We start from the raw sequence: 13,512 nt of genomic DNA on the forward strand, positions 1-13,512 counted from the left end.
TTACTACACCTTATCCAATAACACTATTTGCTCAAAATTTCTGTCTTTTATTTTAAAAGAAAATTTCAAGGCAGCTATATTTTTAGAATTAATATCAACATATGCTTCTTTTACTTTTTCCCAACTAACTTGTTGACCGTGTTTTATAAACTTCCTTGGAACATACTCTATAGTAAAGTTACTAATATCACTAACAAGCTCATAAGATGTCCCCTCATCAGACCCTTGCTTTATATATACATAAAGTGAATATATAGGCTCATTATTCTCATCTGTTTTACCTGAGTCTGCTATGTAGTAAATATCTAATGAATATTTACCAATATAATCACCAGCTTTGAAGTTTCCAGTAAGTGGCGCAGTTAAAGCTACCTCTCCTTCATTTCCAGTTGAAAATACTTTTGCTAAATCACACTCTGCTTCATTACATATCAGTAAATAGTTATCTTGAGCTATTTGTAATGTTTGCTTAACTTCCTCACTTATTTTTAAAATATTTGCCTCAGGAGCTTCAGAAAGTGTAGCATCTCCATCATCTCTTTGAAGCATTAGATAATCTGTACTTGGCTGAAAACATTTTTCTTGCTCATATCTACATGCTCCAGATTGGAGAGACTCTGGAAGACTTGAGGAAGGAACTGGAAGCTGCCCTATCGTAATGGTTCCATATTTCTTAAAGACATCAAGATAATCTCCTGTTTTATCTTCAAAGTTATGTGATAAATAACCAAACCTTAAATTAAAACCACTATTCTTTATCGTGTTATACAAAACTTGCTTAACAACTAATTGTGTTGAATTCTCTTCTTGGATTTTATTAATTCTTTTATATTCTTTTTTTATGGATATATATATTCCTATAGCCATACTCATAACTATAGCTGCCACAACCATAGCAACCATAAGCTCAACAAGAGAAAAACCTTTTAATCTACGATTTAATTTCATTTTTATTGTTATTTTTTGGCTGTTCAACCACCGTAATAGATTCTTTAATGCCTGACACTTCATCTAAAGCATAAAATCTAATTATTTGATAATTTTGTTTATTATTAATTTTAACATCTTTAAGTTGCTCTGCTTTCTTTATTTCTTGATCAGTAACATTTTTCTTTATAAAAAGAACTTCGCCATCCTTATTAAGATCAAAAATACCTGATAATCTATATTCATTCACTCTTTTATCTAATTCACCTGCTATCTGATCACGCTTATTTTCAATACTCATACTAGCTAAAATACTACCAACAATCATAATTGCAGCAGAGAAAGCAAATAATAAGATCAATGAAGCAATCAGAGCTTCAATTAAAGCCATACCTCTGTTTTTGTTTGCAGTCAATAGCTTCATGAATAAGTTAATTTAATATAAAGAAAATTATCACATATATTAAACTTTTAGTTTAGATATTTCCAGAAAGTAAACAACGAAATAATAAAGATAAATATATTAAGAAACTAAGCTTCTATAAATTGTCCAAAAGACATTAATTTTTTGTATCTAATAGAGTTTCTTTGATCTACTGATAAACCACATAAATTATTTAATTCTTTTGACAATGCTTTTTTAATATTTTCAGCAGTAGCATTAAAGTCTCTATGCGCCCCACCTAATGGTTCAGAAATAACATCATCAACAATACCTAACTCTTTCAGTCTACCTGATGTAATATTCATCATCTTAGTTACTTCAGAAGCTTTTTCTGCTGTTTTGTGTAATATTGTTGCACACCCTTCTGGAGAAATTGTTGCAAAATAACTATATTGCAACATCAGAAGTTTATCACCAACACCTATTCCTAATGCACCACCTGAACAACCTTCTCCGATGACTAGACAAATTACAGGAACTTTAAGTGCACTCATTTCGAAAAGATTTCTAGCAATAGCTTCACTCTGACCTCTTTCTTCAGCTTTAATTCCAGGATAAGCACCAGGAGTATCAATAAATGTAACTATAGGCATATTAAATTTTTCAGCCAGTTTCATTAATCTAAGAGCTTTTCTATAGCCTTCTGGATGCATCATCCCAAAATTGTGTTTAATTTTACTTTTTGTATCTCTACCTTTTTCCTGACCGATTACCATAACAGGCTTATTATTTAATTTTGCTATGCCTCCTATTACCGCAAGGTCATCACCAAAAGCCCTATCACCATGAAGCTCTTGAAAATCAGTAAACACTAAAGGTAATAAATCCTTAAAATAAGGTCTATCTGGGTGGCGCGATAATTGAACTACTTGCCAATCTGTAAGCTTAGAGTAAATAGATTCCATTAAATCTAATCTTTTTTTATTAAGCTTTTTTAATTCTGCTTCTGCTTTTTCATCCTCAAACATATGAGACAGGGAAGTTATTTTTTCTTCCACTTCTTTTATTTTAGATTCAAAGTCTAAATAATTCATTACAGTACCCCAATATCAAATAAGTTATAAAAATAAAATTCTTCTAACGATTTTAAAGTATTTTTAGCTATACCGTCAAGGTTATTTAAATAAAAGTAGGTATAAAAAATTATGCCGCCTTTATTAAAAATTAGTTTTTGCTGTAAAACCAATCTAATAATTGAAACTAACTAATGCTAAAATTAATTAAAACTTAAATATTTTAACTAAAATATTATATGCGACTAATTCAAATATTAACTTTTTTTATATCTATTTTCTGGCTACCGTCGCTATATGCCAATACCATGAAAAGCAATGACCTTATTTATCACACATCATTCCCCATAAAAGACAATGATTTAAGTATTGATCATTTTACTACAAACACAGACTCTGCAAACACTATCATTATGTCAAACATAATAGCTGGCGTGATGTATGGATATTTAATCAATAAAAAATATCCCGATATTAAATATGATGGTGATTATCTATACATCTCAATTTTAGGACGCCTTCTAGAAAAAAGTGGTCTGGAAAAACAATTAATAAATAAAGATTTTGAACTAGATGATATTGATGCGTCAATACATGAACCATCATACATGAAACAATTGTTAAACCTAGGACAAAGTGGGCCATACAAGCTTAAAGATTATGCGAAACGTTTACCTCAAAAAGATACTATAGGAGCTTTAGGGCTAAGAAACTATGATGCTATTGCAAAAGTCCTTGGATACTCTATAGAAGATCAAGACAATGGAAAACAAAGTAATAGTAAAGTTCCTGAGACTCTAGAAAATATTTATGCAAGCCCCATGATAACAGCTTTCTATAATTTCAATAAACTTAATGAAATACAAATATTATCAAGTGAAAAGGGACAAAAAGAAAATGGACAATACAAATATAACAAACAATGGAATAGATGCTTAGGAAAAATGAGAAAAAGTGAAGTTCCTAACACTTTCTTCCCAACCATTATGAATATCATCATTGATTCTGGAGCAAAAAGTTCAGTTTTAGAGCCCTACCTTAATATTTGCAATAATCATAAATTCTTAGCAAGAAGTGCATATAATGCAATGAATGACCTTACTCTTGGATCTTATGAATATCAAAAGGCTATAGGAGTAAAAAAAATAGATAATAACAATACTGATTACTATGAATATTCTAGACAAATGTCATTCTATATGAGTCAAATACTTAATGTCAGTGTAAATATGGGAAAAAACTTATATTTAGTAGATAACTTTATCATTTTTGATTTAGATAGATTAAAGCAAGTTTTTAGTATGAGCATGAGTAAACTCTCATATAAAGACAATAAAGATGTTCTACAATATATCTCTCAAGATGAAGCTAATAAAGCTTTTGATCAAGCTAAGAAATTGCTTGGATTAGCAACAACTAAAAATTTAGGCTTCTCTAATTTTTATCCCGCAAATAGAGATGGTGAGCAAAGAGGTTTAATTTATAGCTTAATATATAATTCTATTAGATATTTAGAAAAAAATAATTTGAATATAAGCTTTACAGCAGTTTCAGATAATATTATCAACAAACCATCAGTAGCTAAAAAGCCCATAAAAGAGATAGAAATTTCATATCCTGATAAACTCGGAACTTACGAAATTGGAACAACCGTCTCTTATGACAATTCTATATATACTTGTAAAATAGTTAGTTGGTGTAATCAATCTGGCTTTACACCAGGAAGTGAATATAGCAAATTTGTGTGGCAAAAAACTCTTTAGTTAACTACGAACAACCTCTTATAAAACCTATTTCATCTTTAAATTTTTATTCCAACTTAAAACTATACTATAATCATGGATAATACGTTTGTGAAAATCTTAAAGTCTAAAATGCAAAATATAGAATCGCACACCCCAATGATACAACAATATCTAAAAATAAAATCTCAGTATCCTGATATTTTATTATTTTATAGAATGGGTGATTTTTATGAACTCTTCTTTGATGATGCTAAAAAAGCTGCTGACTTATTAGACATAACTTTAACAGCACGTGGTAAATCAAATGATGAACCTATTCCAATGGCTGGAGTTCCTTACCATGCTGCAGAGGGTTATATAGCAAAAGTAATCAAGAAAGGATTAAGTATCGCCATCTGTGAACAGATTGGTGATCCTGCAACATCAAAAGGCCCTGTTGAAAGAGCTGTAACGAGAATTATAACTCCTGCGACGGTTTCTGAAGAGATGTTTTTAGACACCAATGAGGACAGTTTTTTATTAACTATATTTAAAAAAGTAAATAAATTCCATATTGGCTATGCCAACTATACTCAAGGTAAAATATTTATATTAAAGCCAGTAAATAGCTTAGCTGCACTTACAAACGAGATACTAAGACTAAATCCTAAAGAAATAATAACTAACGATATTAGTATATTTGAAGAAAACCCTACTGCTATACCATTTAAAGCCCTAGAAGAATGGGAATACAAAACTAATAATTGCAAAACTAAAATTAAAGACTCTCTTCCGATATCAGTTACTAATAAGTTTCTAGAAAATGCATCTAATGAAAAGATTATTGTTGTTGGGTCTTTACTTTCATATTTAAACAATAATGTTAAGAACTCTCCAAGTCACATACATACCATATCTGAAGCTGACTCATCCAATATTCTTAATATTGATTACAATAGTAGGATCAACTTAGAAATCGATAGTCCAAACAATAAAAATACTCTTTTACACATAATAGATAAATGCAAAACCAACGTTGGAAGTCGATTATTAAAGAACTATTTTAAAAACCCTACAAAAAATTTAGAAGAGATTGCTACAAGACACTCTATTATTAATACTTTCTTGAAAGAGAAAAAATATTCAAAAGTACAAAATATACTTCAATATACTTCTGATATTGAAAGAATTATTTCTAGAATTGCATTAGGAACAGTTAAACCTAAAGATCTTATTTCTTTAAAAGAAACTTTCGAGGTTTTACCTAATCTTAAAAAGGAATTAGATCAATTTCAAAATGAGAAAATAGAAAACATAAATCAAAAAATACATTCTCTTCAAGAGGTTTATAATAAGTTACATATTGCTATTGTAGATATTCCACCAGCAACAATTCGTGATGGCGGGATTATAAAAGATGGTTTTGATGCTGAACTTGATAAATTAAAAGGTATAAAAGAAAATGCTTATGAGTTTTTATTAAAGCTTGAACAAGAAGAAAGAAAGAAAACCAATATAAATGCCCTTAAAATTGGTTATAACAGAGTTCATGGATATTATATAGAATTTTCAAAACAATACTCTGATAAGGTGCCTAGCAACTACATTAGGCGCCAAACACTAAAAGGTAGTGAAAGGTATGTAACAGAAGAGCTGAAAAATTTTGAAAATGAGATCCTTTCCAGTAAAGAAAGAGCTTTAGCAAGAGAAAAGCATATCTATGAAAATCTACTAAAAGATGTTTTAAAATTTTATACTGAAATTCAAGAAACATCAGAACAAATTGCCCAATTAGATGTGCTTACAAATTTTGCTGAGAGGACACATACTCTTAAGCTTGTACAACCTTCTTTTAATAATTCTAATCTACTAAATTTAAAAAGAGTTAGACATCTTGCAATTGAACAAAACATTGATGAACCTTTTATTCCTAACGATACTCTTCTATCTAGAGATTCTCATACTCTTGAAATAATAACAGGTCCAAATATGGGTGGTAAATCAACATATATGAGACAGATTGCTCAACTAATATTTCTAGCACATACCGGGTGTTTTGTACCAGCTTCAAGTGCCAAAATTTGCGACATCGATGCAATATTTACTCGGGTAGGAGCTTCAGATGATATAGCAAGCGGACGATCTACATTTATGGTTGAAATGACTGAAACAGCTTACATTCTAGATAAAGCGACTAGTCAAAGTTTAGTTATAATGGATGAGATAGGTAGAGGTACAAGTACTTTTGATGGACTATCACTTGCCCAAGCATGTGCTGAAAAACTAAGCAAGATGAATTCATTTACCTTATTTGCTACTCACTACTTTGAGCTTACAGACTTAGAGAATAAACATAAAAATATAAAAAATATTCATTTTGAAGCTAACGAATATAAAGATAATATATATTTCATGCATCAAGCTAAGTCCGGTGCTGCTAAAAAATCTTATGGCATCCAAGTCGCCAAACTAGCAGGAATATCAAAAGATGTTATAAATAGTGCTGAGAAAATATTAAAAGGATTGGAAAATAAAGCTAGTTTAAAAATCATAGAAACTCCTCAAAAAAGCTTATTTCAAGAACAAGATAAAAATTCTTTAAATATAAAAAACAAACTAAAAGACATTGATATAGGAAAAATAACCCCCTTAGAAGCCTTGATTATACTAGATGAGCTCAAAAAGGATTACTCCAACTAAACGCTACATAATGATTATCTTATTTGTTATAATTATTACAACAAGTAAAATTTAATTATCAATTTTGAAGGATCTAGTTAATGGAAGATAATCAAAATCAACCGTCTTTTGTGATACAAAAAATATATACAAAAGATGTTTCTTTTGAGTCTATGAACTCGCCAGAAGTATTCAAACAACAATGGAGTCCAAATGTTGATTTCAACTTAGACATAAATTTCAAAAAATTAGATGAAAGTAATTATGAAGTTGATTTAACAATTACTGTAAATACTAAAAACAATGAAGCCAATGCCTATATCGCTGAAGTTACACAGTCTGGAATATTCACTATTACTGGAATGAGTGAGGAGCAATTAGACTCAGTATTAAACACATACTGCCCTAATACTTTATTTCCTTATTCAAAAAGAGTTTTAGACAGCTCTATTCACCGTGGCGGTTTCCTCCCTCTCAATCTCTCTCCAATAAATTTTGACGCGATATATTTACAAAAGAAAAATTCTGCTACACCAGCAGCACATTAATACTTTTTTATAGAGAGAGATTTCTAAAATGTACAATACTCAAAATAGCAAAATTAGAATATTTGGTTCTATTATGATAATAGTTGGTACCATGATTGGTGCTGGCATTTTAGCTTTACCAATTATAACTGCAAAACTGGGATTTGTACTAAGCTCTCTCATTATAATTATTATGTGGAGTATAATGACTTACACTGCTTTAGTAATCACAGATGTATCTTGCTCTATGCCTTATGGCAGTAGTTTTAAAAGCATTGCTGAACGCTATCTTGGAAAGATCGGAGGGGTTGTTGCTTCTATTTCTTTCCTTGTTCTTATGTATTGCATTAGTACTGCATATATTTCAGCTGCAGCATCTTCTTTAACATCAACATTTCCTTCACTACATGAAAATGCTTGGTCAATCATTTTTGTGTTAGTTTTTGGAAGTATTGTAGCTTTTGGAACTAGAATTGTAGATTATGCGAATAGATTCTTTATTATTTTAAAAATATTAGTTTTAATAATATTATGTTTTGTTTTGAATGATTACATTGATACTTCCAACTTATTAGCATCTCCAGTTGAATTAGGCGTTTCCTTATTAATTGCTATTCCAATTTTTGCTACTTCTTTTACATCTCATATTATCGTTCCAGCTTTATCTGACTATCTACATAAGAATCATAAAGATATGAGAAAGGTGATAATCATAGGTAGTATTATTCCATTAATATTGTATTTAATTTGGATTGTAACTATATTAGGAGTTCTTCCATTACATGGCCCAGTAAGTTTTATGCAATCAATTTTTGATACAACTCCTGTCCAAGATGCAAATATAGGTGATATTCTTAGAGCATTAGGTAGTAAGGTACATACCAAAACTACTGATATAGTTCTACATGTATTTACCTACGTTGCTATCATGACATCTTTTTTAAGTGTTAATCTATCTTTATTACACTTTAATATTGATAGCTATAATCTTGATAAATTAAAGAGCAAGTATATTACTTTAGCTATAGGAATAATTCTAACCTTCTCTGTACCGTTAATAATAAATCAGGTGAACCCAAATATATTTATATATGCTATGACTTATGTTGGAGTATGTATCGCCATATTGTTAATGATTATCCCTTCACTTATAGTTGTGAAAAAAAGCTCTTTAAAAGAAAATTTTAATTATAAAATTAGCAAAGTTAAAATACTCTGGATAATTTCCTGGATTTCTGGGATCATTGTTATACTTTGCGTTCTATTCTAAACTTTAAGATTCTGTGGATAATTTAATAACTAAATTTCTAGACGATCTAAAATATCATAAAAACTATTCTTCACGAACTATTGAAAGCTATTGTAAAGACTTGCACCAGTTAAATGTTTTTTTAAACAGCGATAACATGAAGGATACTTCATCTTCAGATATAACAAGCTGGATAAGAGACTGTCATTCTAAAGGAGATTCATCAAAAACTCTACAGAGAAAAATAAGCTCTGTTCGCAGCTTCTTTAACTTTTTAATAGATCTAAATATTATAAAAAACAATCCTACTTTTGACATAAAAGCTCCTAAGGATTCTAAAACATTACCAAAAACCGTTAATGTTGATGAACTAGCATTTCTATTAGATATAAAACCGAGCTCAAAAATAGAGGTTCGAGATATCGCTATTTTTGATATGATTTATAGTTGTGGAATAAGGTTGTCAGAGCTATCAAACTTAACTATCTCAAAAATAGATTTTTCTCAACAAAGCTTAAGAGTATTAGGAAAAGGAAATAAAGAAAGAGTTGTCTACTTTGGAGCAAAAACTAGTAATACATTAAAAAAATGGATTAACATTAGAGAAGAGTATAATCCCAAAACTGATTACTTGTTTATAAATAATAAAGGTGATCATTTATCAAATCGCTCAATACAAAAAAGATTAGAAATTTTTGCAAAAAAACATGCTAGTAAACATATTCACCCCCATATGCTTAGACACTCATTTGCCACACACCTTTTAGAATCATCTAAAGACTTGCTTGCCGTAAAAAATCTACTAGGGCACTCTGATATATCTAGTACTCAAGTATATACTCATTTAGATTTTCAGCAGCTTGCCGAAGTTTTTGATAAAACACACCCAAGAGCAAAAAAGAAATCTTGAAATGATTATAGTATTAGATAAAGAAACTCAGACCTATATAAAAAATATAAATCAAAATATAGACATTAGTATTAATAATCATTCAGAAAAATTCTTATGTTTAGAAAATGAGTTTTTAGTTTTGCACAATATGAATCAAAAATTGTCTATTGATTTTTCTAGTCCTGACATTTTAGAAAGGATCAATCCAAAAACTAAAAAATGCAATGTCATTCAAGCTGTAGAAGGCAGAAGCAAAGGCATCCTCAAAATATTAGATACAACCGCAGGGCTTGGAAGAGATGCTTTTACATTAGCATCAAGAGGCCACTCAGTAATTGCAATAGAAAAAGATACTTATATTTTTCTATTACTATATAACGCATTAGAAAGAATAAAAAAGAATACTCATCTAGAAAAAATTGCCAATCGAATAGAGTTATTAAATACTGATAGTTGTGATTTTATACTTAAAACAAATACTTCTTTTGACTGTGTATATCTAGACCCAATGTTTCCTGAAAGAAAAAAGTCAGCAAAAGTTAAAAAAGAAATGCAAATCTTTCATAAAATAGCTTTTAATGAAAACGAAAATAATTCCGAACTTTTAGAGAAAGTTTTGATTAAAAAAATAGCAAAAAAAATAATCGTTAAAAGGCCGATTAAAGCAGATTTTTTAGCGAATAAACAACCAACTTCTCAACTTAAAGGTAAAGCAAATAGATTTGATATTTACTCTATTTAAAAGATCTATTTACTTGAGTATATTTACTAACTAAAACTATTCCCGCAATAAAAAGAAATAATGCAGATAGTCCGTAACATATAGAAAATGAAGTTCCATTAACTGGCATATTTTTAGCCGCCATAGCCACTTGCCCATATGACAAAGCATAACTTATAAATACTACAGCAATCATAAGTAAACTATATATAGTTCTAAATGCTAAAAACACACAGCCTATAACAAAAATCATATAACATAGATACCCAAAACCAAAAAGCATTTCAAAAGAGAGTATTGCTGGATTTATCAATTTATAAACTGCAAATATCCATAAAGTTAATAATAAAGCTGATATTAATAAAGCTTTTATAAATATTTTTTTATTCAATCTGATGAAGTAATTATTCTTAAGCCAAATAGTTGCCACAAATAAAACTGCTAATATTTCTGCTGACAAATACACTGTTGAAAGGAGTACACTATATTTTCCATAGATATATATTTTCATTAAAGTAGGCACTAGTAGAAATAACCAACTAGAACGTTTTTCCTTCAGCAAAAGAATTGCAAATATTAATAAAAATAAATTAGCAATAGTCTCTAGAACAACATAATCTAAAGTAACCACAATTTAACCTTTAAGTACATCAATTAAGATATTTATTTTACCATTTACACTTTGTTTGTCATTACTTTAATAATATAATCACTTTTAGATTAACTTTTTTATTAGTTTTCTTAGGAACTTTATGAAAAAAATCATAATATCATTTTTTGCAACGCTAATTTTTAGCTCATTCTCATATGCTGACCCAGTTTATTCTTGGGTAAGTGAAGATGGAACTACTGTTTTTTCCGAGAAGAAACCTCCTACAAATATTGAATATAGAGAAGTTGAGGTTGGTAAGCCAACTGTTGTTGATGTACCACAACAAGCATCTAAGATAGCAAACCCTAATACAGAAAATCAAAATGTAGAGATAGATCAATCCAAATTATCTAAGTTAGAAAGCTCTCCCCAGGCAAAACAACAAAATGAAACTCTACAAAACGAATTTAATAGATACCCTATCACTATCACCTCTCCATCAGAAGGGCAAGGAATCTTCTCTAAAGAGGATGTTATAGAGATTAAAACAAGCCCTGTATTATCAAAAGATGATAAACCACAATTTATAATAGATGGAGATGTTGTTGCAGCTAAATATGCAGATGGAAAATGGACAATAGCTAGACCGATACCTGGTGAACATAAACTATCAGTTGGTGGACAAACTAAAGATGGTAAGAATATAAACTCTACAAACAATGTTTCCTTTAATGTGTTTACTGGCTGGATGACACAATCAAAAAATACTGGAAATATACCTAAAAAATCTTAACTACTCTTTATCCATTTAACTTCAATAAATCTTTCTGGATTCTTCTCTTTTAAATAGTCTAAATTTGGACATTTTGTTGTATGGATAACAACTCCTTTACCAACACTCATATAACCAGCTATATCATCATTAGGCTCTGGCTCACAACATTTAGCAAAAACATATTTCATCCCTGAATATCCTGACACTAGAATGCTTTTGGGCTTATTTGCATCAACAGACTTATCATTTTTAAAAGAAGAGCCTCTTTTGACACTTCTTTCTTCGGCTGAATAATTATCTAATATATGATTAACTAAGCTTTTTAATCTAATAGTTCCATTTTCAACACTAGCAAAAAGAGTATCTGCATCAAGCATATTAAACTTTTTCGCTACTTCAGTATAGTCCGGTTCTTTTAAATTATAACCCTTTAACTCTTTTGTTAATCGCTCTTTGCCTAGAGCTATATTATCTTCCTTATTTTGCTCATTAAACCATTTAGTCACTCTTGACCTATGCCTAGGAGAAAACAAGAATCCTTCACTTTCTAAAGCCCAGTCTTTACTTGGATTTGGTAATTTATTAGTTAATATTTCTACCTTATCACCAGTCTGTAGTTTTGTAGTTAGAGGAACTATTCTACCATTTAGCTTAGCTCCTCTAGTTCTGTGCCCAACCATAGTGTGAACAGAATAAGCAAAATCTAGAACTGTAGAACCTATTGACAAATCAACAAGCTCATTAGCTGGAGTAAATATATAAACTCTTTTATTAAGCTCTTGAGATATCGACTGTTCTTCTTGATTGATATCTTTTTCCCATGCTAATAATGATCTTAGCCATATAACTCTCGCCTCATAACTTGGATCAAACTTAACTCCCTCTTTATATCTCCAGTGAGCAGCAAAACCAAGTTCTGACTCTTCATGCATTTCTTTAGTTCTTATCTGAACTTCTAATACTTGACCATATGCATAGACAACAGTGTGTATAGACTTATAACCATTTGATTTAGGGCTTGCAATATAATCTGTAAATTCTTCAGCTATAGGCTCCCATATGTCATTAACTACAGCTAAAGCTTTATAACATTGATCAATAGAGTCAACAACAATTCTTAGAGCAGTAATATCAAACAATCTATCTAAGCCAGTGTATCCTTTATTTTTTAGTTTTTTCCAAATGCTATATATATGTTTAATTCTTCCATTTATTTCAGCATGAATATTCTGCTTATTTATAGCTATAACTAAATCTTGCCTAGCTTTTTCAAGCCTACTTTCTCTTTCTAATCTTGTTGAACCTAAAGCTTTTGCAATTTTTTTATAATCTTCCGGATTTAAAAATGAGAAAGCTCTGTCTTCCAACTCCCACTTAATTTGGAAAAGCCCTAACCTATTTGCTAACGGGGCATAAATATCTAAAGTCTCTCTAGCTATTGTTAACCTTTGTTCACTTTCTAAAGATTTTATATGTCTAATAGTGCAAAGCTTATCTACTATTTTTACTAAAACTATACGAACATCTTCTATTACAGTAAGAAGCATTTTTCTGAAAGTATCTATTTGCTCTAAGCTTATACTTTCTGAACGATACATCTTAATTGCAGTCATCTTTTTAGAGCCTTGAAGAATTTTCAAAACTGAAGTGCCGCAAGCATTTTCGACATCTTCGTCAGAAATAACAGATCTACTGTATATATCATATAAAAGCCCTGATGCTACAGAATCTTCATCAGCTTTTATTTGGAATAAGATATAAGCCATTTCTATGGCATATATGTATACATTTATTCCTGTAATATGCCTAACAGTTGGACTACTATTTTTCTTTAATAAATTGATAGCTGATTCTATGAGAAATAGCTTATCTGTTGGGAAAAAACTCTTTAGTTGAGATAAAAATAAGTCCTCATTAATATGACCATTACTATCAAGTAATTTAGAGTCTATAACTTGCATTTATTTT

At 29.9% G+C, this 13,512-nt stretch carries 12 protein-coding genes; 7 read left to right on the plus strand and 5 right to left on the minus strand.

Annotated features, from left to right (window positions below; genetic code table 11):
• Positions 1-3: 3 nt before the first annotated feature.
• The 3 genes from DNK87_RS07050 to DNK87_RS07060 form a co-directional block, all read right to left on the minus strand.
• A complete protein-coding gene (locus tag DNK87_RS07050; protein WP_159240242.1) occupies positions 4-948 on the minus strand; it encodes a PilW family protein in 945 nt (314 codons plus the stop codon).
• Positions 932-1,351 carry a type IV pilus modification PilV family protein gene (locus tag DNK87_RS07055; RefSeq protein ID WP_119330880.1) on the minus strand — a complete coding sequence of 140 codons (420 nt, stop codon included), beginning with the start codon at positions 1,349-1,351 and terminating at the stop codon, positions 932-934. Before DNK87_RS07055 ends, DNK87_RS07050 begins: the two co-directional genes overlap by 17 nt.
• Positions 1,352-1,458: 107 nt before the next feature.
• The gene (locus DNK87_RS07060) at positions 1,459-2,406 is read right to left on the minus strand and encodes an acetyl-CoA carboxylase carboxyltransferase subunit alpha (RefSeq protein ID WP_119330881.1); all 948 of its coding nucleotides are present in this window, start codon (positions 2,404-2,406) and stop codon (positions 1,459-1,461) included.
• A gap of 287 nt (positions 2,407-2,693) precedes the next feature.
• Here DNK87_RS07060 and DNK87_RS07065 point away from each other — a divergent pair, with 287 nt between their 5' ends.
• The 6 genes from DNK87_RS07065 (at position 2,694) to DNK87_RS07090 (ending at position 10,198) form a co-directional block, all read left to right on the plus strand.
• Positions 2,694-4,148: a chitin-binding protein gene (locus DNK87_RS07065; protein WP_159240244.1), complete on the plus strand. Its 1,455-nt coding sequence runs from the start codon at positions 2,694-2,696 to the stop codon at positions 4,146-4,148.
• Between the two features lie 111 nt (positions 4,149-4,259).
• Positions 4,260-6,809, plus strand: coding sequence for a DNA mismatch repair protein MutS (gene mutS, locus DNK87_RS07070; RefSeq protein ID WP_119331209.1), 2,550 nt, complete (start codon positions 4,260-4,262; stop codon positions 6,807-6,809).
• An 80-nt stretch (positions 6,810-6,889) separates the two neighbouring features.
• On the plus strand, positions 6,890-7,336 hold the full coding sequence (gene secB / locus DNK87_RS07075; RefSeq protein ID WP_119330883.1) for a protein-export chaperone SecB: 447 nt from the start codon (positions 6,890-6,892) through the stop codon (positions 7,334-7,336).
• Between the two features lie 28 nt (positions 7,337-7,364).
• Positions 7,365-8,585, plus strand: coding sequence for an amino acid permease (locus tag DNK87_RS07080; protein ID WP_119330884.1), 1,221 nt, complete (start codon positions 7,365-7,367; stop codon positions 8,583-8,585).
• 13 nt (positions 8,586-8,598) lie between these two features.
• Complete coding sequence (xerA, locus tag DNK87_RS07085) at positions 8,599-9,474, plus strand: site-specific tyrosine recombinase/integron integrase (RefSeq protein ID WP_119330885.1); 876 nt, start codon at positions 8,599-8,601, stop codon at positions 9,472-9,474.
• Positions 9,475-9,478: 4 nt separating this feature from the next.
• Positions 9,479-10,198, plus strand: a complete 720-nt coding sequence (locus tag DNK87_RS07090; protein ID WP_377655170.1) for a class I SAM-dependent methyltransferase — start codon at positions 9,479-9,481, stop codon at positions 10,196-10,198.
• On the opposite strand, the gene DNK87_RS07095 is transcribed toward DNK87_RS07090, so the two are convergent.
• Positions 10,191-10,808 (minus strand): hypothetical protein, encoded by a 618-nt coding sequence (locus DNK87_RS07095; RefSeq protein ID WP_119330887.1) that lies wholly within the window; start codon positions 10,806-10,808, stop codon positions 10,191-10,193. The two genes, DNK87_RS07090 and DNK87_RS07095, sit on opposite strands and share 8 nt — an antisense overlap.
• A gap of 121 nt (positions 10,809-10,929) precedes the next feature.
• On the opposite strand from DNK87_RS07095, the gene DNK87_RS07100 reads away from it, so the two are divergent.
• Entirely contained in the window at positions 10,930-11,562 is a 633-nt protein-coding gene (locus tag DNK87_RS07100) for a DUF4124 domain-containing protein (protein ID WP_119330888.1), read from the plus strand.
• Here the strand turns inward: DNK87_RS07100 and DNK87_RS07105 are convergent.
• Positions 11,559-13,505, minus strand: coding sequence for a RelA/SpoT family protein (locus DNK87_RS07105; RefSeq protein WP_119330889.1), 1,947 nt, complete (start codon positions 13,503-13,505; stop codon positions 11,559-11,561). The genes DNK87_RS07100 and DNK87_RS07105 overlap by 4 nt on opposite strands.
• Positions 13,506-13,512: the final 7 nt, after the last annotated feature.

The organism is Pseudofrancisella aestuarii, assembly GCF_003574475.2.
Classification (GTDB): domain Bacteria; phylum Pseudomonadota; class Gammaproteobacteria; order Francisellales; family Francisellaceae; genus Francisella; species Francisella aestuarii.